At 64.7% G+C, this 25,204-nt stretch carries 25 protein-coding genes and 1 riboswitch; of the genes, 21 read left to right on the top strand and 4 right to left on the bottom strand.

Annotated features, from left to right (window positions below):
* The first annotated feature begins 143 nt into the window (after positions 1 to 143).
* From AB7Z56_RS41225 to phoB, 13 genes are all read left to right on the top strand, one after another.
* Positions 144 to 1,538, top strand: coding sequence for an OmpA family protein (locus AB7Z56_RS41225; protein ID WP_063979887.1), 1,395 nt, complete (start codon positions 144 to 146; stop codon positions 1,536 to 1,538).
* A 2-nt stretch (positions 1,539 to 1,540) separates the two neighbouring features.
* On the top strand, positions 1,541 to 1,837 hold the full coding sequence (locus AB7Z56_RS41220) for a hypothetical protein (protein WP_063979886.1): 297 nt from the start codon (positions 1,541 to 1,543) through the stop codon (positions 1,835 to 1,837).
* Positions 1,838 to 1,962: 125 nt separating this feature from the next.
* Positions 1,963 to 2,553, top strand: a complete 591-nt coding sequence (locus AB7Z56_RS41215) for a TetR/AcrR family transcriptional regulator (protein WP_166348139.1) — start codon at positions 1,963 to 1,965, stop codon at positions 2,551 to 2,553.
* On the top strand, positions 2,550 to 3,482 hold the full coding sequence (locus AB7Z56_RS41210) for a haloalkane dehalogenase (RefSeq protein ID WP_063979884.1): 933 nt from the start codon (positions 2,550 to 2,552) through the stop codon (positions 3,480 to 3,482). Before AB7Z56_RS41215 ends, AB7Z56_RS41210 begins: the two co-directional genes overlap by 4 nt.
* A gap of 11 nt (positions 3,483 to 3,493) precedes the next feature.
* Positions 3,494 to 3,721, top strand: a complete 228-nt coding sequence (locus AB7Z56_RS41205; protein WP_063979883.1) for an Rdx family protein — start codon at positions 3,494 to 3,496, stop codon at positions 3,719 to 3,721.
* Positions 3,722 to 4,173: 452 nt separating this feature from the next.
* The gene (locus AB7Z56_RS41200; RefSeq protein ID WP_063979882.1) at positions 4,174 to 5,229 is read left to right on the top strand and encodes a lysylphosphatidylglycerol synthase domain-containing protein; all 1,056 of its coding nucleotides are present in this window, start codon (positions 4,174 to 4,176) and stop codon (positions 5,227 to 5,229) included.
* Positions 5,230 to 5,261: 32 nt separating this feature from the next.
* Positions 5,262 to 6,560, top strand: a complete 1,299-nt coding sequence (locus AB7Z56_RS41195; RefSeq protein WP_063979881.1) for an ATP-binding protein — start codon at positions 5,262 to 5,264, stop codon at positions 6,558 to 6,560.
* A 144-nt stretch (positions 6,561 to 6,704) separates the two neighbouring features.
* Positions 6,705 to 7,718, top strand: coding sequence for a phosphate ABC transporter substrate-binding protein PstS (pstS, locus tag AB7Z56_RS41190; protein ID WP_063985930.1), 1,014 nt, complete (start codon positions 6,705 to 6,707; stop codon positions 7,716 to 7,718).
* 143 nt (positions 7,719 to 7,861) lie between these two features.
* A complete protein-coding gene (gene pstC / locus AB7Z56_RS41185) occupies positions 7,862 to 8,851 on the top strand; it encodes a phosphate ABC transporter permease subunit PstC (protein WP_063979880.1) in 990 nt (329 codons plus the stop codon).
* A 1-nt stretch (position 8,852) separates the two neighbouring features.
* Complete coding sequence (gene pstA / locus AB7Z56_RS41180; RefSeq protein WP_063979879.1) at positions 8,853 to 9,698, top strand: phosphate ABC transporter permease PstA; 846 nt, start codon at positions 8,853 to 8,855, stop codon at positions 9,696 to 9,698.
* Entirely contained in the window at positions 9,695 to 10,516 is an 822-nt protein-coding gene (pstB, locus tag AB7Z56_RS41175; protein WP_063979878.1) for a phosphate ABC transporter ATP-binding protein PstB, read from the top strand. Before pstA ends, pstB begins: the two co-directional genes overlap by 4 nt.
* Positions 10,517 to 10,527: 11 nt before the next feature.
* The gene (gene phoU, locus AB7Z56_RS41170) at positions 10,528 to 11,244 is read left to right on the top strand and encodes a phosphate signaling complex protein PhoU (RefSeq protein ID WP_028155152.1); all 717 of its coding nucleotides are present in this window, start codon (positions 10,528 to 10,530) and stop codon (positions 11,242 to 11,244) included.
* Positions 11,245 to 11,259: 15 nt separating this feature from the next.
* A complete protein-coding gene (phoB, locus tag AB7Z56_RS41165; protein ID WP_014491300.1) occupies positions 11,260 to 11,967 on the top strand; it encodes a phosphate regulon transcriptional regulator PhoB in 708 nt (235 codons plus the stop codon).
* Positions 11,968 to 12,202: 235 nt separating this feature from the next.
* Here the strand turns inward: phoB and AB7Z56_RS41160 are convergent, their stop codons facing one another.
* Positions 12,203 to 12,715: a GcrA family cell cycle regulator gene (locus AB7Z56_RS41160; RefSeq protein ID WP_014491301.1), complete on the bottom strand. Its 513-nt coding sequence runs from the start codon at positions 12,713 to 12,715 to the stop codon at positions 12,203 to 12,205.
* Positions 12,716 to 13,171: 456 nt separating this feature from the next.
* On the opposite strand from AB7Z56_RS41160, the gene AB7Z56_RS41155 reads away from it, so the two are divergent.
* The 3 genes from AB7Z56_RS41155 to AB7Z56_RS41145 all read left to right on the top strand — a co-directional run bounded on the left by AB7Z56_RS41155 (position 13,172) and on the right by AB7Z56_RS41145 (position 16,608).
* Entirely contained in the window at positions 13,172 to 14,380 is a 1,209-nt protein-coding gene (locus AB7Z56_RS41155; protein WP_063985929.1) for an aspartate aminotransferase family protein, read from the top strand.
* Entirely contained in the window at positions 14,380 to 15,303 is a 924-nt protein-coding gene (gene argF / locus AB7Z56_RS41150) for an ornithine carbamoyltransferase (RefSeq protein ID WP_014491303.1), read from the top strand. The genes AB7Z56_RS41155 and argF overlap by 1 nt, the downstream gene beginning before the upstream one ends.
* Positions 15,304 to 15,600: 297 nt before the next feature.
* Positions 15,601 to 16,608 (top strand): Hsp33 family molecular chaperone, encoded by a 1,008-nt coding sequence (locus tag AB7Z56_RS41145; protein WP_063979877.1) that lies wholly within the window; start codon positions 15,601 to 15,603, stop codon positions 16,606 to 16,608.
* Between the two features lie 108 nt (positions 16,609 to 16,716).
* On the opposite strand, the gene AB7Z56_RS41140 is transcribed toward AB7Z56_RS41145, so the two are convergent.
* On the bottom strand, positions 16,717 to 18,090 hold the full coding sequence (locus AB7Z56_RS41140; RefSeq protein WP_210168703.1) for an IS30 family transposase: 1,374 nt from the start codon (positions 18,088 to 18,090) through the stop codon (positions 16,717 to 16,719).
* 154 nt (positions 18,091 to 18,244) lie between these two features.
* Positions 18,245 to 18,637 (bottom strand): Co2+/Mg2+ efflux protein ApaG, encoded by a 393-nt coding sequence (apaG, locus tag AB7Z56_RS41135; protein ID WP_014491305.1) that lies wholly within the window; start codon positions 18,635 to 18,637, stop codon positions 18,245 to 18,247.
* Positions 18,638 to 18,817: 180 nt separating this feature from the next.
* On the opposite strand from apaG, the gene AB7Z56_RS41130 reads away from it, so the two are divergent.
* The 3 genes from AB7Z56_RS41130 to AB7Z56_RS41120 are packed head-to-tail and all read left to right on the top strand — an operon-like array spanning position 18,818 to position 21,864.
* Positions 18,818 to 20,083 carry an OpgC domain-containing protein gene (locus AB7Z56_RS41130; RefSeq protein WP_063979876.1) on the top strand — a complete coding sequence of 422 codons (1,266 nt, stop codon included), beginning with the start codon at positions 18,818 to 18,820 and terminating at the stop codon, positions 20,081 to 20,083.
* The gene (locus AB7Z56_RS41125) at positions 20,083 to 20,862 is read left to right on the top strand and encodes an SGNH/GDSL hydrolase family protein (RefSeq protein WP_063979875.1); all 780 of its coding nucleotides are present in this window, start codon (positions 20,083 to 20,085) and stop codon (positions 20,860 to 20,862) included. Before AB7Z56_RS41130 ends, AB7Z56_RS41125 begins: the two co-directional genes overlap by 1 nt.
* 12 nt (positions 20,863 to 20,874) lie before the next feature.
* The gene (locus AB7Z56_RS41120; protein ID WP_063979874.1) at positions 20,875 to 21,864 is read left to right on the top strand and encodes an SGNH/GDSL hydrolase family protein; all 990 of its coding nucleotides are present in this window, start codon (positions 20,875 to 20,877) and stop codon (positions 21,862 to 21,864) included.
* A gap of 155 nt (positions 21,865 to 22,019) precedes the next feature.
* Here AB7Z56_RS41120 and AB7Z56_RS41115 read toward each other — a convergent pair whose 3' ends face one another.
* On the bottom strand, positions 22,020 to 23,216 hold the full coding sequence (locus AB7Z56_RS41115) for an O-succinylhomoserine sulfhydrylase (protein WP_063979873.1): 1,197 nt from the start codon (positions 23,214 to 23,216) through the stop codon (positions 22,020 to 22,022).
* Positions 23,217 to 23,287: 71 nt separating this feature from the next.
* Positions 23,288 to 23,367, bottom strand: a riboswitch (SAM riboswitch).
* An 80-nt stretch (positions 23,368 to 23,447) separates the two neighbouring features.
* Here AB7Z56_RS41115 and AB7Z56_RS41110 point away from each other — a divergent pair.
* Both AB7Z56_RS41110 and AB7Z56_RS41105 read left to right on the top strand, forming a co-directional pair.
* Positions 23,448 to 24,584 carry a 2'-deoxycytidine 5'-triphosphate deaminase gene (locus tag AB7Z56_RS41110; RefSeq protein WP_371496797.1) on the top strand — a complete coding sequence of 379 codons (1,137 nt, stop codon included), beginning with the start codon at positions 23,448 to 23,450 and terminating at the stop codon, positions 24,582 to 24,584.
* A 114-nt stretch (positions 24,585 to 24,698) separates the two neighbouring features.
* Positions 24,699 to 25,112 (top strand): PAS domain-containing protein, encoded by a 414-nt coding sequence (locus tag AB7Z56_RS41105; protein ID WP_063985928.1) that lies wholly within the window; start codon positions 24,699 to 24,701, stop codon positions 25,110 to 25,112.
* Positions 25,113 to 25,204: the final 92 nt, after the last annotated feature.

Below are 25,204 nucleotides of genomic sequence, written 5' to 3'. Positions count from 1 at the left end.
ATTCCACTTTCAACTTACGGAAGAACCCTTGAAGAAAAAGTTATTCCAATTGTCGACGCATGGCCTTCGGAAGGGCATCATTTCCGGTTTGACAGCCCGCCAAGGGTTTGTTTTGTCTCCGGTTCCAGAGTTCGGGTCGTTGAATGCAGAAGCTTTTCAGGTGGGCCAGCAAATGGTGGCCAGGGCTGATCCCCCTGGCCGTCATGTGGGGATTTGCGGCCTGGAATAATACCTTGCCGGTCGAGGCGGACCTGTCCGCCCGCAGCTCGGCGGCGCTCAAGGAGACCGTTCTGGACAAGACCCGGATCGCGGTGGACGGCCGGGACGTCGGCCTGGCCGCGGACGCCTTTTCCGAGGAGGGGCGCCGCGATGCCGTGATGGCGGTCGAGCTCGTCCCGGGCGTGCGCCTGGTCGACGACCGGACCCGCCTTGTTCCCGAAGCAACGCCCTTCGTCTGGAATGCCGAGCGTGACGTGGTGCGGGTGACGCTGTCCGGCTCCGCGCCCCTGCCGTCGATGAAGGCGCGCCTGACCGAGGCCGCGCGCAAGGAGGTCAACGGGACCGAGGTCGCCGATCAGATGGGCCTGGCCAGGGGCGCACCGCCGCGGTTCGAGGCCGCAGCGATGCTGCTGCTCGACCAGATCGGCAAGCTCAAGGACGGCAAGATCACGATCACCGACACCAAGGTCAATCTGTCGGGCATGGCGCGCGACCTCGGCGGCCGTGAGGCGATCGCGGCCGCGCTCAAGAACCTGCCGGAGGGCTTTTCGGTCGCCGCCAACGATGTCAAGGCGCCGCCCTACATCTTCCAGGCCTACAAGGACCCGGTTGCTGCGACGGTGACGCTGACGGGCTACGTGCCTGACAACAACGTGCACGCGGCCATTGCAACGAGTGCCTCGCGAAAGTTCTTCACCGAAAAGGTCGTCGACAATCTCAAGGCCAGCGTCGGCGCACCCGGCTCCTTCAATACTGCCGTGGTCGCAGCGCTAGGCGGGCTGTCGCGGCTGTCGACCGGTACGCTCGTGGTGTCCGATCGCGAGGTGAAGCTGTCGGGTGACGCGCTCTACGAAGGGGCCGCCAACGACATCCGCGCAGGCCTCGGCAAGGACTTCCCGAAGAACTGGCAGTACAAGCCGGAGATTACGGTGAAGCCTGCCGCGGGCCCGGTCGACGGCACGGTCTGCCAGCAATTGTTCACGGAGCTCCTGAACAAGGGCAAGATCCGCTTCGCAACGAAACGCGCCGACATCGACCCGGATTCCGCCGGCATTCTCGACCACCTGATCGAGACGGCGCTGCGCTGCCCCACCACCAATATCGAGGTGGCCGGGCACACCGATGCCGACGGTGAGGACTCCTTCAACCAGGCTCTCTCGGAGAAGCGCGCGCAGGCCGTGATCGACTATCTGGTCAAGGCCGGGCTGCCGGCCACCCGCTTCACCCCGGTCGGCTATGGCGCCACGCAGCCCCTCGCCGGCAATGACACCGACGAAGGCAAGGCGCAGAACCGCCGCATCGAATTTCTGGTGAGGTGACGATGCCCTATCTCGTCTCATTCCATCTGGGCTGGCTGATCGGCTCGCTGCTGCTGGGCTTTTGCATGGGCTGGATCTCGGTGGTCCAGCGCGGCAACGGTACCTCGAAGGTGACCGCGCGCTGGCTCGCCGTGCTTGCCGCCGCCCTGGTCGCAGCCTCCTTCGCGCATGTGGTGCCCGGCCGCTTCGGCTATTGGCTCGATCTCGGGCTGGTCATGTTCGCCTGCTACCTAGTCGGCTGCACCATCGGCGCCTGGCTTCGCGACAGGGTGGTCTCGCGGAGCCAGCCGGCGGCCTGAGTCCTTGGGCTCTCTCGGAGGGCGGGCCTCTATCCAACATTGCGATAACGGCCTGATCGGCAAGCAAATTGCTGAACGATCAGAATGCGCTTGACATTAATACGTACGTACGTATTAATTCCCTCGTGCCAAAGCCCTCACTCAAAGACGCCATCCTCGATGCCGGCCTGAAGGTCATGTTCAGGACCGGCTATCACGGCACCAGCGTGCGCGACGTCACCGCTGCGGCAGGCGCGCCGCAGGGGTCCTTCACCAACCATTTTCGCTCCAAAGAGATATTCGCCTCCGAGGTGCTCGACCGCTACTTCGACACCACGAGGGGACTGGTCGCGCAGGCACTCGACGACACCTCGCTGACGCCGCGCGCGCGGCTGCGGCGCTATCTCGACATCATCACCGGCCGGCTCGAGGCCGACGGCTATGGCCGCGGCTGCCTGATCGGTGATCTCAGCCTGGAGGCATCGGCCAGCAGCGAAATGCTGCGTGTACGTCTCGCCGAAATCTTCGCCCAATGGCGCGCGCCGTTCGCCGCTTGCATCAGGGACGCCCAGACGTGCCGCGAGATCGCATCCGATTTCGAGCCCGAAGAGCTTGCCGATTTCCTGCTCGCGTCCTGGCAGGGCGCGATCCTGCGCATGAAGGTCGACCGAAATCCCAACGCCCTCGAACGTTTCAAGACCATCGCCTTTCAAACCGTCTTCAGGGAGCTGACATGAGCAAGCCAACTGAAATCGAGATTCTCAAAACGTCTGTGCTGGGAGGCACGATGGCCTATCGCGAGGCGGGAGATCGCGATGCGCCCGTTGCCCTGTTCTTGCACGGCAACCCGACGTCGTCACATATCTGGCGCAACATCCTGCCGCTTGTATCGCCGGTCGCACATTGCATCGCGCCCGATCTCGTCGGCTTCGGCCAATCCGGCAAGCCCGACATCGGCTATCGCTTCGTCGACCACGTCCGCTATCTCGATGCATTCATCGAACAGCGCGGCATCAAATCGGCCTACCTCGTCGCGCAGGACTGGGGCACCGCGCTCGCGTTCCATCTCGCCGCGCGCCGGCCGGATTTCGTGCGCGGCCTTGCCTTCATGGAGTTCATCCGCCCGATGCCGACCTGGCAGGACTTTCACCACACCGAGGTCGCGGAGGAGCAGGACCACGCCGAGGCGGCGAGGGCGGCGTTCCGCAAATTCAGGACGCCGGGCGAGGGCGAAGCGATGATCCTCGAGGCGAACGCGTTCGTCGAACGCGTGCTGCCCGGTGGCATCGTTCGCAAGCTCGGCGAGGACGAGATGGCGCCTTACCGTGCGCCATTCCCGACGCCGGAGAGCCGCCGGCCCGTTCTCGCCTTTCCCCGCGAACTGCCGATCGCGGGTGAGCCTGCCGACGTCTACGAGATGCTCCAATCCGCGCATGCGGCGCTGGCTGCATCGTCCTATCCGAAGCTGTTGTTCTCGGGCATGCCCGGCGCGCTCGTCGCGCCCGAATTCGCCGAGCGGTTCGCAGCCTCGCTGAATCACTGCGCATTGGTGCGCCTCGGACCTGGGCTGCACTTTCTCCAGGAGGATCACCCCGAGGCGATCGGCCGCTCCGTCGCCGGCTGGATCGCCGGCATCGAGGCCGTGCGCCAGCAGCGCGCTGCCTGAAGGCGGGCGAGATGGCTGATGTGACCATCATCTATTGTCGTCCCTGCGGCTACGAGAAGCGCGCCAAGGACGCCGCTGCTGCGCTGCGGCAGCATCTGGCGCTGGAGGCGGCTCTCGTGCCCGCCAAGGGTGGGATCTTCCAGGTCAAGGTCGGCGACAGCATCGTCGCCAGCCGCAGGAAGGGCCACTTTCCCGGTACCGACGAAATCGTGGCCGCCGTCACTTCCGCGTGGCACTGATCCGGGGCGGATTCCGATCGCTTCCTGAGGCCGCTACCGTCGCCGCGGCCTTTCGGCCCACCTGAATCCCTGAACAACAGCGCCGGCCACCCCCTCTTTCGCCAGGCGGGGGCGGCCCATGGATTGACGTCGGCTTAAGTCGTGACGGAACATTGTGCGGTCGAAATCATCAAAACTTCATGGCGCCTGCGCAGGATTGCCATGGAGATTCGCGTCAGTCTTGCCGCCGAAAGCGCCAATCCGTGCATCAGGAGCCCGCAACCCTGCCTAAAATATTGAAGGCACGAGTTTTTGTTCGAATTGCTGAATTCCACTCCGCCCCAAAACGCGCTAGTGGAAGGGCATGGGGCATGCGCGATGCCGGAGCCGGCGGCAAGGGTTCGTTGAATGCCTGTGCGTCGTCCGCCTGTCCGCCGGCCACCCCGGCCGCTGAAGCGTTGTTCGAGGTCTAGATGCTGGAAGCCATACGCAGGGCGATGACGTTTCTGCGCCAGAAGCAAGTCCTGCATAAGCTTGGAGTTGTGATCAGCGTCGCGGTCATCGGCATCGCTTGCTATGTGCTCTACCACATGCTGCGGGGCATCGACGTCAACGAGGTCCTCGAAGCGATCAAGAGCACCGAGCCGAGCCAGATCGCGATGGCGGCGCTGTTCGTGGCCGCGGGCTATTTCACCCTGACCTTCTACGATCTGTTCGCCGTGCGCGCGATCGGTCACGCCCATGTGCCCTACCGCATCAATGCGCTTGCCGCCTTCACCAGCTATTCGATCGGCCACAATGTCGGCGCCAGCGTCTTCACCGGCGGCGCGGTGCGCTACCGCATCTATTCGGCCTATGGCCTGAACGCGATCGACGTCGCAAAGATCTGCTTCCTCGCCGGCCTGACCTTCTGGCTCGGCAATGCCGCGGTGCTCGGCCTCGGCATCTCCTACCATCCGGAAGCCGCTGCCGCGATCGACCAGCTTCCGCCCTGGCTGAACCGGATGCTGGCGATGATGATCATCGCGGGGCTGGTCGCCTATGTGGTCTGGGTCTGGACCCAGCCGCGGGTGGTCGGCCGCGGGCCCTGGACCGTGGTGCTGCCGGGCGGCCCGCTGACGCTGCTCCAGATCGCCATTGGCATCATCGATCTCGGCTTCTGTGCGCTGGCGATGTACGTGCTGGTCCCGGACGAGCCCAATCTCGGCTTCGTCGTGGTGGCGGTGATCTTCGTCTCGGCGACGCTGCTCGGTTTCGCCAGCCACTCGCCGGGAGGGCTCGGCGTGTTCGATGCCGCCATGCTGGTCGGCCTCTGGCAGATGGACCGCGAGGAACTGCTGGGTGGCATGCTCCTGTTCCGCGTCCTCTATTATCTCTCCCCCTTCGTCATATCTGTAATCTTGCTGACGTTTCGCGAGGTTATAATCGGCGCTCGATCGAAGCGCTTGCAGCAGGCGGCGCTCAAGCTCGACCCCGGCCCGGCGCGTGAAGCCGCCTATGTGAGAGAGCGCAGCGACACCGGCGCCTGACCGGCGCATCCCCTTAGGAGAAGCCCGCCCCGATGGCGATCGACGCCCCATCTTCTCCCTCCGCGCAGCCCTGGTCCGACCGGCTGCGGCACTCGACCGTCATCCTGATCGCCGCGGCGCTGGCGCTGTCGGTGGTGGTCTCGCTCGGCGAATTGTCGGTGATGCGGGCGGCGACGGTGTTCCTCTGCATCGCGGCCGCAGCGCTGATCCCCTGGCGGCTGCACGACAATGCCGCCTCGCGCGACGACACCCGCCGCGTCAACCCGGTCGAGAGCGCGGCGGTGGCCGCGGTCGTCGCCGGCATGCCGGATCCGGCGGTGCTGCTCGACCGCGCCGGGCGTGTCATCCATCTCAATGCCGCCGCCGCCCAGCTGGCGCCGGCACTGCGCAAGAACGAGCTCGCCCAGTTCGCGCTGCGCTCGCCGGAGATCATCACGGCGCTGCGGGAGTCGATCGCGACCACCGAGCCGCGGCGCACGACCTATCTCGACCATGTGCCGGTCGACCGCTGGATGGAGCTGACCATCACACCGGTGCCGGTGCCGACCTCCTTCGGCGGCGCCGACAAATGCATGCTGATGACATTCCACGACCAGACGCCGCTGCGCCGGGTCGAGGAGATGCGCGCAGACTTCGTCGCCAATGCCAGCCACGAGCTGCGCACGCCGCTCGCCGCGCTGTCGGGTTTCATCGACACGCTCCAGGGCCAGGCCAAGGACGATCCCAAGGCACGCGAGCGGTTCCTCGGCATCATGCACAACCAGGCGACCCGGATGGCGCGCCTGATCGACGATCTGCTCTCGCTGTCGCGGGTCGAGCTGTCGGCCCATGTGCGGCCCGACACCCTGGTCGACCTGCTGCCGATCATCTTCCAGGTCGCCGACGGGCTCGAGCCGCTGGCGCGGGAGCGCCAGGTCGAGGTCGAAACCCATCTGCCTGAGACCCCGGTGATGATCGCGGGCGATCGCGAGGAATTGCTCCGCCTGTTCGAGAACCTGATCGAAAACGCCCTCAAATACGGGGCGTCGGGCGGACGTGTCATCGTGTCGCTGGCCGCCGCGGCAGCCACTGATGGAACTCAGGAAATCCGGGTCCTGGTCCGCGATTTCGGACCCGGCATCGCGCCCGAGCATCTGCCGCGACTGACCGAGCGGTTCTACCGGGTCGACGTCGGCGACAGCCGCTCGCAGGGCGGGACGGGGCTCGGATTATCGCTGGTGAAACATATTCTTAACCGCCATCGCGGCCGGCTTTTGATCGAGAGCGTGCCCAAGCAGGGCGCCGTTTTCACGGCCTGTTTTCCCCAGGCGAAGACCGCGGCTTCAACCTGATATTCAAGCGATTTCAATCGCTTGGCCGTGTCATCCAGCTGTCACGAAACCTTCGTAAAAGCACAGCCGACCGCTCCTAAAGGGGCGGCACGGGGAGCGCGATCGGGCGCGGATGGCGCTTCGCTCCCCTGTATGGAGACCACCATGAATTTCATCAAAACTATCGTCGCTGCCGGCTTGGTCGCCGCATCGGCGACGGCGGCGTTTGCTGCCGACATCACGGGTGCCGGTGCGACGTTCCCGTTCCCGATCTATTCCAAGTGGGCTGACGCCTACAAGAAGGAGACCGGCAACGGTCTGAACTACCAGTCGATCGGCTCGGGCGGCGGCATCAAGCAGATCCAGGCCAAGACCGTGACCTTCGGCGCCAGCGACGCGCCGCTCAAGGCCGAGCAGCTCGAGAAGGACGGCCTCGTCCAGTGGCCGATGGTGATGGGCGCCATCGTTCCGGTCGTCAACATCGAGGGCGTGAAGCCCGGCGAGCTGGTGTTCGACGGCGAGACCCTGGCCAGCATCTATCTCGGCAAGATCACCAAGTGGGACGACGCCGCGATCAAGAAGCTCAATCCGAACGTGAAGCTGCCGTCGGACGCGATCACCGTGGTCCGCCGCTCGGATGGTTCGGGCACCACCTTCAACTTCACCAACTACCTCGCCAAGGCCAGCGCGGACTGGAAGAGCAAGGTCGGTGAGGGCACGGCGGTCGAGTGGCCGGTCGGCGTCGGCGCCAAGGGCAACGAAGGCGTGTCGGGCAACATCAGCCAGACCAAGAACTCGATCGGCTACGTCGAGTACGCCTATGCCAAGCAGAACAAGCTGACCTACACCGGTCTCGTCAACAAGGCCGGCAAGCCGGTGCAGCCGACCGTCGAGGCCTTCCAGGCCGCGGCTTCCAATGCCGACTGGGCCAAGGCGCCCGGCTACTACGTCATCCTGACCGACCAGCCCGGCGACAAGTCCTGGCCGATCACGGCGGCGACCTTCATCCTCATGCACAAGGATGCCACCGACAAGGCAGCCTCGCAGGAAGCCATCAAGTTCTTCCGCTGGGCCTTCAAGAGCGGCGGCAAGGCGGCTGAAGAACTCGACTACATCCCGATGCCGGACCCGGTCGTCCAGCTGATCGAGAAGACCTGGGCTGCCGAGATCAAGAGCTAAGCGCTCTTGTCCCGGACTGGGCGCCGGGATCTCACAAGACCTCCGCTCCGGATCGGCCTCGCGCCGCATCCGGAGCGCAAGACCAACAACAAGACCGACAACAAGCGTATATCAAACGGGCACAGGGGATCGGCGTGGCAGAGATGGCCGTTCAGAGCGATGTAATCGACGACGCCGGACCGTATGACCGCGCCAAGGCCTTGGGCGCCTTCAAGCTCGGCGACCTCACCTTCTACTGGATCACGCGGCTGTCCGCGATCTCGGTGCTCCTCATCCTCGGTGGCATCATCATCTCGCTGATCGTCGGCGCGTTCCCGGCGATGAAGGAATACGGCTTCGCCTTCCTGTGGACGCAGCGCTGGGCGCCGTCGGCAGATCCGCCCGTGCTCGGCGCGCTCGGCCCGATCTACGGCACGCTCATCACCTCCTTCATCGCGATGGCGATCGCCATTCCGGTCGGTCTCGGCATTGCGATCTTTCTGACCGAGCTCTGCCCGCAATGGGCGCGCCGCCCGATCGGCATGGCGATCGAGCTGCTCGCCGGCATTCCCTCGATCATCTACGGCATGTGGGGCTTCTTCGTGCTCGGCCCGTTCCTGGCCAACACGTTCCAGCCCTTCATGATCAAGATCTTCGACGGCGTCCCCGTGCTGGGCGCGATCTTCGCAGGCCCGCCGTCCTATCTCAGCCTGTTCAACGCGGCGCTGATCCTCGCCATCATGGTGCTGCCCTTCATCACCTCGATCTCGGTCGACGTGTTCAAGACGGTCCCGCCGGTGCTCAAGGAAGCCGCCTACGGCGTCGGCTGCACCACCTGGGAAGTCGTGCGCAGCGTGGTGATCCCCTACACCCGCGTCGGCGTCATCGGCGGTGTCATGCTGGCGCTCGGCCGCGCGCTCGGCGAGACCATGGCGGTGACCTTCATCATCGGCAACTCGTTCCGCATCTCGTCGTCGATCTTTGCCCCGGGCACCACGATCTCGGCGGCGATCGCATCGGAGTTCGCCGAGAGCGACGGCCTGCACCAGTCCGGCCTGATCCTGCTCGGCCTGCTGCTGTTCGTGCTGACATTCTTCGTGCTCGCGGCTGCACGGTTGATGCTGATGCGTCTTGAAAAGAAGGCGGGGAAGTAACATGAACCCGATCTACGCACGCCGCCGCCGCATGGACATCGTCATCCGTGTGCTCTGCCTGGCTGCCGCTGCCTTCGGCGTCACATGGCTCGCGCTGATCCTGATGACGCTGCTCTACAACGGCATTGCCGGCCTGAACCTGGAGCTCTTCGTTGCGGACACGCCGCCTCCGGGCTCGACCGAGGGCGGCCTGCGCAACGCCATCGTGGGTTCGATCATCATGACCGTGCTCGGCGTCGGCATCGGCGCGCCGCTCGGTCTGTTCGCCGGCACCTATCTCGCCGAGTACGGCCGCAACGACCGCCTGACCTCGGTGATCCGCTTCATCAACGACATCCTGCTCTCGGCGCCCTCGATCATCATCGGCCTGTTCATCTATGGTGCGGTGGTGGTGCCGATGCGCGGCTTCTCGGCGATTGCCGGCTGCCTCGCGCTTGCGGTGATCGTCATCCCGGTGGTGCTGCGCACGACCGAGGACATGCTGCTGCTGGTGCCGAACGCACTGCGTGAGGCGGCCTCGGCGCTCGGCCTGCCGCGCTCGCTGGTGATCAAGCGCATCGCCTATCGCGCGGCGCGCTCGGGCCTCATCACCGGCGTGATGCTGGCCACCGCCCGCGTCGCCGGCGAGACCGCGCCGCTGCTCTTCACCGCGCTGTCGAACCAGTTCTTCAGCCTGGGTCTGAACAAGACGATGGCGAACCTGCCGGTCACCATCAATAATTTCGTGCAGAGCCCCTACGCCTACTGGAAGCAGCTCGCCTGGAGCGGCGCGCTGCTCATCACCCTGACCGTTCTTGCCCTGAATATTGGCGCGCGCATTCTGAGCGCCGAGAGGACCGCAAAATGAGTGATCTTTCCGTATCGATGAGCGCGGCCGGTGGTTTGCCCCAGGCGCCGGTGCTGCCCGAAGCTCCGGCCAAGGTGACGGTGCGCAACCTCAATTTCTATTACGGCGAGCACCACGCGCTGAAGAACATCAATCTGGCGCTCGGCACCAACCGCGTCACGGCGTTCATCGGCCCGTCGGGCTGCGGCAAGTCGACCCTGCTGCGCATCTTCAATCGGATGTACGACCTCTATCCGGGCCAGCGCGTCACCGGTCAGCTCATGCTCGACCAGACCAACGTCCTCGACCCCAAGCTGGACCTCAATTTGCTGCGCGCCCGCGTCGGCATGGTGTTCCAGAAGCCGACGCCGTTCCCGATGACGATCTACGAGAACATCGCCTTCGGCATCCGCCTTTACGAGAAGATCTCGAAGTCCGAGATGGACGACCGCGTCGAGAAGGCGCTGCGCGGTGGCGCGCTGTGGAACGAGGTCAAGGACAAGCTCAACGCCTCCGGCCTGTCGCTCTCCGGCGGCCAGCAGCAGCGCCTCTGCATCGCCCGCACGGTCGCGGTGCGGCCCGAGGTGATCTTGTTCGACGAGCCCTGCTCGGCGCTCGACCCGATCTCGACCGCCAAGGTCGAGGAGCTGATCCAGGAGCTGTCCGAGAACTACACGATCGCGATCGTCACCCACAACATGCAGCAGGCGGCGCGCGTCTCCGACAAGACCGCCTTCATGTATCTCGGCGAGCTGATCGAGTTCGACGACACCAGCAAGATCTTCACGTCGCCGACCGACCGGCGCACGCAGGATTACATCACCGGCCGGTTCGGCTGAGGAGACGGAACATGGGTTCTGAACATACCGCAAAGGCCTTCGACACCGACCTCCAGGAGCTCACGCGCCTGGTCGCCGAGATGGGCGGCATCGCCGAGCGCATGATCGTCGATTCCGTCGACGCGCTTATCCGCCGCGACGTCGCGCTCGGCCAGCGCGTCGTGACCATCGACGCCGAGCTCGACGCGCTCCAGAAGAAGATCGAGGAGCGCGCCGTTCTCACCATCGCGCGCCGCCAGCCGATGGCGGTGGATCTGCGCGAGATCGTCGGCGCCATGCGCGTCGCGACCGATCTCGAGCGGATCGGCGACCTCGCCAAGAACATGGGCAAGCGCGTCGCGGCGCTGGAGACGGATTTCCATCCGCTCAAGCTGTTCCGCGGTCTGGAGCACATGACCGACCTCGTGCAGCAACAAGTCAAGTCGGTGCTGGATGCCTATGCCGCGCACGATCTGCCGGCGGCGATGGCGGTGTGGAAGGGCGACGAGGAAGTCGACGCCATCTGCACCTCGCTGTTCCGCGAGCTCCTCACCTACATGATGGAGGATCCGCGCAACATCTCGTTCTGCATCCATCTGATGTTCTGCGCCAAGAACATCGAGCGCATCGGTGACCACGCCACCAACATCGCCGAGACCGTGTTCTACATGATCGAGGGCCAGGCGATCACCGACAAGCGGCCGAAGGGCGACATGACGACCTTCGCCACGACGGTCCCGAACACTTAAGGAGCGACGAACACCATGGGCGCACGCATTATGGTGGTTGAGGACGAGGAAGCTCTCACCGAGCTTCTCCGCTACAACCTCGAAGGCGACGGCTATGACGTCGAGACGGTGATGCGCGGCGACGACGCCGACACCCGCCTCAAGGAGCACATCCCCGATTTGATCGTGCTCGACTGGATGCTGCCGGGCCTCTCCGGCATCGAGCTGTGCCGGCGGCTGCGCACCCGGCCCGAGACCAAGCAGCTCCCGATCATCATGCTCACCGCGCGCGGCGAGGAGAGCGAGCGGGTGCGGGGCCTTGCGACCGGCGCCGACGACTACATCGTCAAGCCGTTCTCGGTGCCGGAGCTGCTGGCACGCGTGAAGGGCCTGCTCAGGCGCGCCAGCCCCGAGCGGCTCGCCACCGTGCTCGCCTATGGCGACATCGAGCTCGACCGCGACAAGCGCCGCGTGGCGCGCTCGGGCCGGCCGATCGATCTCGGTCCGACCGAATATCGCCTGCTGGAGTTCTTCCTGGAGCATCCCGGCCGCGTGTTCTCGCGCGAGCAGCTGCTCGACAGCGTCTGGGGCCGTGACATCTACATCGACGAGCGCACCGTCGACGTCCATATCGGCCGCCTGCGCAAGCTGCTCAATCTCGGCCGCGAGCAGGACCCGATCCGCACCGTCCGCGGCGCGGGCTACGCACTGGACGATCGCTTTGCGAAGGCGGAGCAGGCGTAGCTCGGTGAGCTGCGGCCACACTCTCGGTGTCGTCCCGGACAAGCGCAAGCGCGGGTCCGGGACACCCACAGCGAGCGGTTATTTTGTGAAAAGGTAACTCCGAGTCCCCGTAGCCACATCTTGCGGTGGTTAAGGGTCCCGGATCTGCGCGCGCTCGAGGCGCGCTTGTCCGGGACGACATCGGATTTGTTGAGCCGCCATCGTGTGACGGCTCCTTTCTGAGCTCAGAACGACTTCAGCGCGGACCCGGCTTCGCCGGCGCGCGCCGGCGATCGGCCGCGGGCTGATACGCCACGCGCGAGTGCTGGGCGCAGTAGGGCAGGCCGGAGAGCGCCTTGCCGCCGCAGAAGAAGAAATCCGGGCTCGAGGGATCGCCGACCGGCCAGTGGCAGGTGGCCTCGTTCAGCTCCAGCAGCGACAGCCGCTGGCTCATCGGCACGACGTTGTCGTAGGTGACCGGTTCGGCCTCGACCTCGACTTCGAAGGCCTGCGCCAGCGCGGTGTTGCCGCGCGCGATCGGGCGTGTCACCCGCATCATGTGCTGGGCGGGGCGCGCCTTGCGCGGCCGCGGCGCTGCCGATGAAGGGCTCTTGGCGCGGCCCGACAGGCCGAGCCGGTGCACTTTGCCGATTACGGCATTGCGGGTCACATTGCCGAGTTCAGCGGCGATCTGGCTGGCCGAAAGTCCGGCCTCCCAGAGCTTTTTCAGCTGCTCGACGCGATCATCCGACCAGGTCAAAACGGTCATTGCACCCTTTCCTTCGCCGGCGCCTGCCATCCTGGCGGCCGCACGGCGAATGCCTAAGCTTCGAAAAACCCGTGCCGCCAGAATCCCTTAAGGCTCGCCGGGCGCACCAGATGCGCCCGAACGCTTACGCCGGTACATGAGGACTTAGAGGATCAGAACTGCTGCACGAGATGTCGTATCTGACAAGCCAAACGCTACAATATGGCGTGACTCACGCGCAAGAGTCCGCCGACTCGCTTCCACATGTTCCGTGGCGGAAATACGCAAAATCGCCACCGCAAGACTACGGATTCTGCGTTTCGCGAGGCTTTCCGGGCGGCATTGACACCGGTTTCACCAGGCATAAGATAGTCAGGCGTGCCGCCCTTAAAAGGCGGCACGTTTCGTTTTCCGGGCCGGTCAATGGTGCGTTGCGCAATGCACGCTCACACCGTCCGCAACATTCAAGTGATCGTCATGACTAACAGCGCAGCGCCGCATTTGCTCCCCGTTTTCGCCAGGTCCGACCTCGGTTTCGAGCGCGGTGAAGGCTGCTGGCTGATTGCGACCAATGGCGATCGCTATCTCGATTTCACCTCGGGTGTGGCGGTGAATGCGCTCGGCCATGCTCATCCTGCGTTGGTCAAGGCGTTGCAAGAGCAGGCCACCAAACTCTGGCACATGTCGAACCTGTTCCAGAGCCCGGACGGCGAGAAGCTCGCCGCGCGTCTGTGCAACGAAAGCTTCGCGGACTTCGTGTTCTTCTGCAATTCCGGCGCCGAAGCGCTGGAAGGTGTGATCAAGCTGGTCCGCCATCATCACTTCTCCAAGGGTCATCCGGAACGTTACCGCATCATCACCTTCGAAGGCGCCTTCCACGGCCGCACGCTGGCAACGCTCGCCGCGACCGGTTCGGCAAAATATCTCGAAGGGTTTGGCCCGCCGATGGACGGCTTCGACCAGGTCCCGCATGGCGATATCGAAGCCGTCAAGAAGGCGATCGGTCCGCAGACCGCCGGCATCCTGATCGAGCCGATCCAGGGCGAGGGCGGCGTGCGTTCGGCAACGCCCGCCTTCCTGAAGGCGTTGCGCCAGCTCTGCGATGAGAAGGGCCTGCTGCTCGCGTTCGACGAGGTGCAGACTGGCATGGGCCGCACCGGCGATCTGTTCGCGCATCGCCGCACCGGCGTCACGCCTGACGTGATGTCGCTGGCCAAGGCGCTCGGTGGTGGCTTCCCGATCGGCGCGGTGCTGGCGACCGCGGACGCGGCTGCCGGCATGGGGCCCGGCTCGCACGGCTCGACCTTCGGCGGCAATCCCCTCGCGATCTCGGCTGCCAATGCCGTGCTCGACGTCATGCTCAAGCCCGGCTTCTTCGACCACGTGCAGAAGATGTCGCTGCTGCTCAAGCAGAAGCTCGCCTCCGTGATCGATCGTTATCCCGACATCGTCAGCGAAGTGCGCGGCGAAGGCCTTCTGATCGGCATCAAGGCCGTGGTGCCATCCGGCGATCTTGGCGCGGCGTTGCGCAACGAAAAATTGCTCACGGTCGGCGCCGGCGACAATGTCGTGCGCTTCCTGCCGCCCTTGATCGTCACCGAAGCCGAAATCGAGGACAGCGTCGGGCGGCTCGAGCGCGCCTGCGCCGCGATCTCGTCCAGTCAGACCAAGCGGGCGGCGAGCTGATGAGCAAGTCCCCGAAGCACTTTCTGGATATCAACGAGCTCCCGTTGTCGGAGCTCAAGAGCATGCTCGCGGCCTCCTCCGCCATGAAGGCGAAGCAGAAAGCGCACCAGCCGGTGAAGCCGCTGGAAGGCAAGACGCTGGCGATGATCTTCGAGCGTCCGTCCACCCGCACCCGCGTCTCGTTCGACGTCGCCATGCGCCAGCTCGGTGGCGAGCCGATCATGCTGACCGGCGCCGAGATGCAGCTCGGCCGCGGCGAGACCATCGCCGACACGGCGCGCGTGCTGTCGCGCTATGTCGACGCCATCATGATCCGCATCCTCAATCACGAGGCCCTGCTGGAGCTGGCGGAATATGCGACGGTGCCCGTCATCAACGGCCTGACACGGCGCTCGCACCCTTGCCAGGTGATGGCCGACCTCATGACCTACGAAGAGCATCGCGGCCCGATCGAGGGCAGGACGGTGGCCTGGACCGGCGACGACAACAACGTGCTGGCGTCCTGGGCGCATGCCGCCGAGCGTTTCAAGTTCAAGCTCAATGTCGCGACGCCGCCGGAGCTTGCGCCGAAAAAGGTGATGCGGGACTTCATCAAGGCCACCGGCGCGCCGATCGTGCTCGGCACCGATCCCGAGGCTGCCGTGAAGGGGGCCGACTGCGTCGTCACCGACACTTGGGTGTCGATGGGCGACAAGGAAGGCGAGCACCGTCACAACGTGCTCAAGCCCTATCAGGTCAATTCGAAGCTGATGTCGCTGGCCAAGCCCGATGCGCTGTTCATGCATTGCCTGCCCGCCCATCGCGGCGAGGAAGTCACGGACGAAGTGATCGACGGCCCGCAATCGGTCGTGTTCGACGAGGCCGAAAACCGCCTGCATGCGCAGAAGGGCATTCTGGCCTGGTGCTTTGACGCGGTGAAGTAACGCGACGGTGGAGCGGGTGGCCGCGCTGGCGGCCGCATCCACCGCTGTCGTCCCGGACCAGCGCCGCACAGCGGCGCGCCGATCCGGGACCCTTAACCACAGGAAGTTGTTTGGCGAGGACGCGGAGTGGTCGTCGCCGGTTACATTGCAATCCTGTGGTTATGGGTCCCGGGCTCGCGCTTTGCGCACCCCCGGGACGACCCTGAGTTTGTCGTGCTTTCGTGCGATCTTTTCTGCATGCCGGGGAGCGTTCCGCGCCCTCTTCCATTTTCCTCCATCGACCCCAGATAAAGCGCCATGGTTTCCCAATCCCCTGACATGAAAACCGGGCCTGAAGGCCCGGTTCGCGCGCCATCAGCGGTTCCCATCGATGACGCCGTGCTGCCTTACGAGGTCGACGCACTCGACGTGCGCGGTCGCCTGGTGCGGCTTGGTCCCGCGCTCGACGAGATCCTGACCAAGCACGATTATCCCGCTGCCGTGGGCAAGCTGCTCGGCGAGGCCATCGTGCTGACGACGCTGCTCGGCTCGGCGCTGAAGTTCGAGGGCCGCTTCATCCTCCAGGCCCAGACCGACGGTCCGGTGTCGTTCCTGGTCGTCGACTACATGGCGCCGGATCGCCTGCGCGCCTATGCGCGCTACGATGCCGAGCGCCTCGGCGAGACAAAAGATTCCGGCACGCTCCTCGGTAACGGTCATCTCGCCATGACCATCGACCAGGGTCCCGACATGAGCCGCTACCAGGGTCTGGTCGCGCTCGACGGTGGCAGCCTGGAAGATGCCGCCCACGAATACTTCCTGCGCTCCGAGCAGATCCCGACGCGCGTGCGTCTAGCCGTCGGCGAGGAGTGGCGCTCGAACGACGGCGGCAAGCATCGCTGGCGCGCCGGCGGCATGCTGATGCAGTTCCTGCCGAAGGCGCCCGAGCGCGCGCGTCAGGCCGATTTGCATCCCGGCGATGCGCCCGAAGGCGCGGAGGTGCATGCTGTCGCCGAAGACGACGCCTGGGTCGAGGCGCGTTCGCTGGTCGAGACCGTCGAGGACGTCGAGCTGATCGACCCCGAACTCTCCGGCGAGCGGCTGCTGTTCCGCCTGTTCCACGAGCGCGGCGTGCGCGTGTTCAATCCGCTGGTTCTGAAGGCGCAATGCTCCTGCTCGCGCGACGCGGTTGGTGCGATGCTGAAGAGCTTCTCGCCCGACGACCGCGCCGCGATGGTCAAGGACGACAAGGTCGTCGTGACCTGCGAATTCTGCTCGTCGGTGTACCAGTTCACGCCGCACGAGGCGGGCGTGGAAGACGCGTAGGCGTCGCATCCTCCGTCGTTGCAAGCCACACACTCGGTGTCATCGCCCGACTTGATCGGGCGATCCAGGGCGGATTCAAACGGTCGTCGCAACACCAGTTGTTTTCACTCATAACAGCAATTCGTCAAGCGCCTCCGCCGGCGTTTTCCAGCCTAGTGTCTTTCTCGGACGGGCATTGAGGGCCGCTGCCACAGCGGATATCTCGTCGGCGCTATGGATGCTGAGGTCTGTGCCTTTCGGGAAGTACTGTCGCAGCAACCCGTTGGTGTTCTCGTTAGTACCGCGCTGCCAAGGGCTTTGCGGGTCGCAGAAGTAGACCTGGATACCCGCATCGATCTTGAGACGATCGTGCTGAGCCATTTCGGCTCCCTGATCCCAGGTCAGCGAGCGACGCAGTTCTTCGGGCAAGGTGATGACGGTGCGCGTGATCGCGTCGCGCACGGCCTCGGCCCCGTGTCCCGCGAGCGCAGGTCCGTTCTTCGCGCGCGGAGCTTCGCCGTGCCCCGCCAACCGGGGAAGGTGCAATAGCATCGTGAAGCGCGTCGTGCGCTCGACCAGCGTGCCGATTGCCGAGCTGCCAAGACCGAGGATGAGGTCTCCCTCCCAATGTCCCGGCACTGCTCGATCGGCAGCTTCAGCAGGGCGCTCACTGATCATGATCTCCGGCGAGACAAACCCCTTGCCTCGCCTGCGTACGCGCGCCCTGGGCATCCGTAATACACGCCCGGTTCGCAAGCAGGCCGTCAGCTCGCGGCGCAGCGCCCCACGGCCCTGAACGAAGAGAGCTTGATAGATAGCTTCATGGCTGATGCGCATCGTCTTGTCGTCCGGGAAGTCGATCGGCAAGCGTCGGGCAATCTGCTCGGGACTCCAGGCTTTGGCCCATCGCCGATCCTTGCGTGGGCCATGCCGGCGGCCCTTCCACAGAACGGCGGGACCAGGAACGAGCGCGCCGCTCGGGGCTACGACGCCGCCAGCAAGTCTCTCCTCCACATAAGTGCGCAAGGTTGCATTGAGCGCAAGCTTGGTCGGCTTGGGTCGGCGGGCGGATCGATTCGCATGCCATTGGGCAGTTGTTGCCCGATACTCCAACCCGCCGCCGCGGGTAGCCGCGTTGCGTCGCAGTTCACGGGATATTGTCGAAGCAGCCCGCCCCAGGCGACGTCCAATCTCTTGCCTGGAATGGCCCTGCACCTTGAGGAGTGCGATCTCCTCGCGCTCTACCAATGAGAGGTACCGCCCGGAGAGTACCTTTGCCGAAGATCTGAACATCGCTGGTGGCATGCCGCCCGCCTTTCGGAATAATCTGCTTCCGACAGGTTGTGACAATCCGGCTTCCAGCGCAGCATCCTCGCTGCTTAGCCCCGCGGCAATCGCCAGCCAAAATCTATTCTGTTCATCGCGTCCTGCAACAGACGGCCGTCCTGGCGATGGCAATGGGGCTCGTCCTGACCGCGCCGATCGGCGCCTTACAACGTTCATCGCAACCTCCAACCTCCGAGTGTTGCGACGACCGTTTGAATCCGCCCAGTACTCCGAAACTGTTGTGATGGATTCGAAAAGCCGCGGCGTACTGGATGCCCCGGTCAAGGCCGGGGCATGACAGTTGTGGGTGTTCGCACGAAATCGCCTGCCCCTAGTTCAACACCCGCTTGTTGTCCGGGCTGTCCAGCGAGAACGTCGGCACATCGATCTCGAAGCGTTCGCCGCTTTCGCTGACCATCTGGTAGCGGCCGGTCATGAAGCCCGAGGCGGTCGCGAGCGGCACGCCGGAGGTGTATTCGAAGCGCTCGCCGGGAGCCAGGGTCGGCTGCTCGCCGACGACGCCCTCGCCCCTGACCTCCTGCTGGCGGCCGGTGGCGTCGGTGATGATCCAGTGCCGCGTCTTCAGCTGCACGGTTTCGTCGCCGGAATTGGTGATGACGATGGTGTAGGACCAGAAATAGCGGGAGCGGTCAGCCGACGACTGCTCCGGAACAAAGTTCGGCTCGACGGTCACTTCGATCTGGCGGGTCACGGCGCGATACATGGCTGCCATCATAACGAAAACCCGGCCGGGAACCAACGCCCGCAGGCGGTTTTGGTGACATCGTGCCGCCAGAATTGCCGAGGAAGTAGACCCAATGTGATCCGGCCGCTTTGCGAGACGACGGCCGGACCTGTACACTCCATGACACGTCGCGATTTGCGGAAGGGTTTCGAACCCCCGATGACCATTGCCGACCAAGTGACGGGATCGACGATCGCGGGAACCGGCAAGCCTGCGGAGGCCAGACCTGCGGAGGCGAAGCTGCGCTCCGCCGCGCCGGCCATCACGCTGCCCGCCATCGGCGAGCGCGAGCTCCGGCTCGACCTGTTCCGCGGGCTCGCACTGTGGCTGATCTTCGTCGACCATCTGCCGCCGAGCCTTTTGACCTGGTTCACGATCCGCAATTACGGCTTCAGCGACGCCACCGAGATCTTCATCTTCATCTCCGGCTACACCGCGGCGTTCGTCTACGGTCGTGCCATGCTCGAAAGCGGCTTCGTCGTCGCTACCGCGCGCATCCTGCGGCGCGTCTGGCAGATCTATGTCGCCCACGTCTTTCTGTTCACGATCTTCCTCGCCGAAATCTCCTACGTTGCGACCAGGTTCGAGAACCCGCTCTACACCGAAGAGATGGGCATCATGGATTTCCTCAAGCAGCCCGACGTCACGATCGTGCAGGCGCTGCTGCTGCGCTTTCGTCCGGTCAACATGGACGTGCTGCCGCTCTATATCGTGCTGATGCTGGCGCTGCCCTTGATCTTGTGGCTGATGAAATGGCGGCCCGACGTGACGCTCGGCCTCTCGGTTCTGCTCTACGCGGTGACCTGGGAATACGACCTGTATCTGTCGGCCTATCCGAACGGCTTCTGGGCGTTCAATCCCTTCGCCTGGCAATTGCTTTTCGTATTCGGCGCATGGTGTGCGCTCGGAGGTGCGCGACGCATGTCGCGCATCCTGGCGTCCCGCGTCACGATGTGGATATCGATCGCCTATCTGGTCGCGGCGTTCTACGTGACGCTGACCTGGTATGTGCCGCAGCTCTCCCACTTCATGCCGAGGCGGCTCGAGCAGTGGATGTATCCGATCGACAAGGCCGATCTCGACGTGCTGCGCTTCACGCATTTCCTGGCGTTCGCCGCACTCACCGTTCGCTTCCTGCCCCGGGAATGGCCGGGCCTGAAATCGCCCTGGCTGCGGCCGCTGATCCTCTGCGGCCAGCATTCCCTGGAGATCTTCTGCCTCGGCGTCTTCCTCGCCTTCGCCGGCCATTTCATCCTGGCCGAAGTCTCCGGCGGCGCAGCCATGCATGCGCTGATTAGTCTCTCCGGAATCCTGATCATGTGGGGCGTTGCCTGGGTGATTTCGTGGTACAAGCGCGTGGCTGACAAGAGCGGTGCGAAAACCAAAAACGCCGTCGGCAACGCCGATCTGGCGGGAGGGGGCTGATGAAGGCGAAGGTTCTCCTGAGCCTGGTCCTGCTGTGCGGTAACCTCGCCGCGCCCCTGGCGCGCGCGGGCGATGCCGTGCCGGCTGCTCCGGCCGCGCCCCCGGCCTGCGAATTGCCATCCTATCTGCTCACCACTGAAAGCCAGCTTCCGAGGGTCGCCGATGCCATCAAGGCCGGCAAACCGCTCGAAATCCTGGTCATTGGCAGCCGTTCGACCACGATTCCGGCCTCGGAGGACAGCTCCTACCCGGCGCGCATGCAGGCCATCCTGCAGGACAGGCTGCTGCCGTCGGAGACCGTGCACGTCTCCGTAGAAATACAGAGCAAGAAGACGGCCGAGGAGGCGGCCGCGACCTTCGTTAAGCTGATGGAAGCAAAAAGGCCTACTTTGGTCATCTGGCAGACCGGGACTGTGGATGCTATCCGAGCGATTGATCCCGATGATTTTCGCGGGGCGGTGACCGAAGGGGTTTCCGCGCTGCAAAAAGCAGGGGCTGACGTTGTGTTGATGAACTTGCAGTACAGCCCGCGTACCGAAACCATGATCTCGGTGCCGCCCTATCTCGACAATATGCGGGTGGTGGCGCAGGAGCATGACATCCCGCTGTTCGACCGTTTCGCGATCATGCGGCAGTGGAATGATCAGGGTCAGTTCGACCTGTTCAGCCCGTCCCGTGGGCCAGAGCTGGCGAAACAGGTCCATGACTGCCTTGGCCGGGCGTTGGCACAGTTTGTGATCGACGCAGCCCATCTGGGGCCGGCCCAGCAGCAAAATTGAGGTCTAGCGTTAATGAGTTCTCTCCGCCCTTTTTGGTTGACGGCATGGCTGGCTGCGCCCGCGGCGGCTCTGCTGCTCCTGACGCCGATGTCGCTGGCACCAGTGCAGGCGCAGGCCACGCAGGCAACGCCCGCGCCGCAGCAGGCCGCTAGTCCGGCTTCCGCTTCGCCCTCCCAGACCACCGTCGCCGCGACGTCCCACGAGCAGCGCGGCGTGACCGCCCGCGCCATCGACAAGGTGAAGCAGGTCGCGAAATCCGCCGGGGACATTTTCAGCCGCGTGCCCTGCCTCACGCCGAAGGGTGGCTCGAAGGCGATGGGCTCGCTGCCGCATGTCGCGGGCAAGCTCGTCGCCGGCAAACCCGTCGTGATCGTCGCGTTCGGCTCGTCGTCGACGGCGGGCTATGGCGCGAGCTCGCCCGATTTCAACTATCCGAACCGTCTCGCCGCGCAGCTCCGCCGGCAATATCCGACCGCCGACATCACCGTGATCAACGCCGGCGTCGGCGGCGAGGACGCGCCCGAGATGATGAAGCGCCTCCAGAAGGAGGTGATCGACGTGCATCCGGATCTCGTGATCTGGCAGGTCGGCACCAATGCGGTGCTGCGCAATCTCGATCCCGGTGACACCGCCAAGATGGTCGAGGACGGCATCTCCCGCATCCAGGCCGCTGGCGGCGCCGACATCGTGCTGGTCGATCCGCAATATTCGCCAGCCGTCAACCAGCGCAAGGAGAGCGCCGGCAAGATGGTGCACCTGCTCGGGAAGGTCGCCGAGCTCCGTCACGTCGGCATCTTCCCCCGCTTCGAGGTGATGCGCGACTGGCACGAGAATCAATCGATCCCGGTCGAGAGTTTCGTGATCGCCGACGGCCTGCATATGAACGATTGGGGCTATGCCTGCTTCGCGCAGATCCTCGGCGACGACATCATCCGCTCCGTCGGCCAGATCAAGCTCGGCGTCAACGTGCCCGCGGACGTGCGAACGTATCGGCCGATGTAGGCTCGGTGCCGTAGGGTGGGCAAAGGCGCGCTCTTCGCGCGCCGTGCCCACCATCTATCGGCGATATGATCGTGAATGGTGGGCACGCTTCCGCCTTCGCTCTTCGAGCTACGGCGGACAAGTCGCTTTGCCCACCCTACAAGAGCCCAATCGCCTCACGCCTTCTCCAGCGCCGCGGTCAGATCCTCGATCAGATCGTCCACATGCTCGAGCCCCGCCGAGAAGCGGATGAAGCCCTCGCTGATGCCGAGCGCGGCGCGGTCTTCCGGCTTGAGGCGCTGATGCGTCGTGGTCGCCGGATGCGTGACGAGGCTCTTGGCATCGCCGAGATTGTTCGAGATTTTTGCAAGCTTGAGCTCGTTGAGCACGCGGAACGCACCCTGCTTGCCGCCCTTGACCTCGAAGCCGACCAGCGTCGAGCCGCCGCGCATCTGCTTCTTCACGAGAGCTGCCTGCGGATGATCGGCGCGGCCGGGATAGACCAGCCGCGAAATCTTCGGATGGCTCGCCAGCACGTCGGCGATGCGTCCCGCCGTCTCGGTCTGCGCGCGCACGCGTACGCCCAGCGTTTCCAGGCCCTTGAGCAGGACCCATGCGTTGAACGGCGAGATCGACGGGCCGGTCTGGCGCATGAAATTGTGGATGTGCTCGGCGATGAACGCTTCCGACGACAGGATGATGCCGCCGAGACAACGGCCCTGGCCGTCGATGTGCTTGGTCGCGGAATAGACGACGACGTCTGCCCCTAGCGCGAGCGGGCTCTGCCAGATCGGCGTCGCGAACACGTTGTCGACGACGAGCCGCGCGCCGCCGCTGTGCGCGATCTCGGCGATCCCTGGAATGTCGAGCACGTCGAGCGTCGGGTTGGTCGGGCTCTCCAGGAAAAACGTCTTGGTGTTCGGCCTCAAGGCGCGCTGCCACTGGTCGAGATCGGCTCCGTCGACCAGCGTGGTCTCGATGCCGTAGCGTGGCAAGAGATCCTGAATGACGTAGAGACACGAGCCGAACAGGGCACGGGAGGCCACCACATGATCGCCGGCCTTCAGCGGCGCCAGGATCGCGGTCGTCACCGCGGCCATGCCGGTCGCCGCCGAGCGGGCGGCTTCGGCGCCTTCGAGCTCGATCATGCGGCGCTCGAACATCGAGATGGTCGGGTTGGAATAGCGCGAATAGATGAAGCCGGGGTCCTCGCCCTTGAACCGCGCCTCGCACTCCTCGGCGCTGTTGTAGACGTAGCCCTGGGTCAGGAACAGCGCCTCCGACGTCTCGCCATATTGCGAGCGCAGGGTGCCGGAATGGACCAGTCGGGTTTCGGGACGGTATTGCGTGGTGGACGCCGGGGACTTCGACATAGGACCTCCTCTGCGTGACCATCGAAAATGGTCACAAAAAAACCGGCCTGGATAACTTCCACGGGCCGGGATCACAGAGGTCCCCGGCCTGTTTAGCGACTTATTTAACGTGGCTGCAAGCCGGCCGGCTCAAATCACCACGGGATAAGTGATGCTCATATTCCGCAATGGCCTTTCCGTCAAGGCGTCCATCGGATAGCCGTAAAAGGCTGCTATTTCCCGCATGTCCGGATGCATTTGACCCCTGACGAGGACCCCCGGTTGAGCTTCACGGTTGCCGCCGACGCCAATGGTATCCTGCCCGACCGCATGATCGCGGCGATGGCGAAGGCGGGCCTCATCCTGCCCGCTTATGACTTCGTCGAAAGCCAGATCCAGCCGGCGAGCCTCGACCTTCGCCTCGGCGACATCGCGTATCGCGTTCGCGCCAGCTTCCTGCCGGGTCCCGGCGCGACCGTCGCCGAGCGCATCGACGAGTTGAAGCTGCACGAGTTCAGCCTCGCCGATGGCGCGGTGCTGGAGACCAACTGCGTCTACATCGTGCCGCTCCTGGAAAGCCTGGCGCTGCCGCCGGAGATCGTCGCCGCCGCCAACCCGAAAAGCTCGACCGGCCGGCTCGATGTCTTCACCCGCGTCATCGCCGACGGCACCCGCCGCTTCGACATGATCGGCGCCGGCTATCACGGCCCGCTCTACGCCGAGATCAGCCCGAAGACGTTTCCGGTGCTGGTCAGTGAGGGCTCGCGCTTGAGTCAGGTGCGCTTCCGCACCGGAGATGCGATCCTCAACATCGACGAGCTCGAGGCGCTGCATGCGACTGAGCGTCTCGTCGATCTCGATGATGCCGATCTCACCGGCGGCGTCGCCGTCTCCGTCGATCTCTCCGGCGAGAAGGCCAACGGCTTCGTCGGCTATCGCGCCAAGCGCCACACCGGTGTCGTCGACGTCGACCGCCGCTCCGGCTATGCGGTGGAGGATTTCTGGGAACCGATCTCGGCGCGTCCCGACGGCAGCCTGATCCTCGATCCCGGCGAGTTCTACATCCTCGCCTCCAAGGAAGCCGTGCAGGTGCCGCCCGATTACGCCGCGGAGATGGTGCCGTTCGATCCCCTGGTCGGCGAGTTCCGCGTGCACTATGCCGGCTTCTTCGATCCCGGCTTCGGCTATGCCGGCGCTGGCGGGCAGGGATCGCGCGCCGTGCTCGAAGTGCGCTCGCGCGAGGTGCCGTTCATCCTCGAGCACGGCCAGATCGTCGGCCGTCTCGTCTACGAGAAAATGCTGTCGCGCCCCGACGCGATGTACGGCCAGCGCATCGGCTCGAACTACCAGGCGCAGGGGCTCAAACTATCGAAGCATTTTCGGGTGTAGCTACACACCCTACTGTCATGCCCCGGCTTGACCGGGGCATCCAGTACGCCGCAGCCTCTCGATTGACTACTGCCGGGATGCAAGCTGAAATCCGGCTGCATGCGAGGTGGCGAGATGAGTGTTCAATCCGAACTCGACGCAAGGATCGTCGACGACGTCGCGGACGCGCTGATCTATTCGGATCGCTCCGGCACCATCACGCGCTGGAATCGCGCATCGACCACACTGTTCGGCTTCTCGGCGGACGAGGCGCTCGGCCAGAACCTCGATCTGATCATTCCCGAACATCTGCGTGCCGCGCACTGGAAGGGCTTCGAAGCTGCGCTTGCCACCGGGGCGATGAAGCTCGCGGGCAGGCCGACGCTGACCCGCGCGTTGCACAAGAGCGGACGCAAGCTCTACATCGAGATGACCTTCGCGCTGGTGCGCGATGCCGGTGGTGCCGTGGTCGGATCGGTCGCGATGGCGCGCGACGTCACCGAACGCGTCGAGCGCGAGCGCGCGGCCAGGCTTGCGCAAAATTCGTGATGCGGAATTGACGGGCTGGCGTGCAGGGCGCTCTGCTTGAGCGTCAGGTTGCCTCGTACAGGGCGCAGTGACACCCTCGATCAAAACAACGA

Source organism: Bradyrhizobium sp. 482_C4_N1_8, from assembly GCF_052075965.1.
Taxonomy (GTDB): Bacteria; Pseudomonadota; Alphaproteobacteria; order Rhizobiales; family Xanthobacteraceae; genus Bradyrhizobium; species Bradyrhizobium barranii.
Note: the sequence above shows the minus strand (reverse complement) of the source record. Positions and strands in the feature narration are given on the sequence as shown.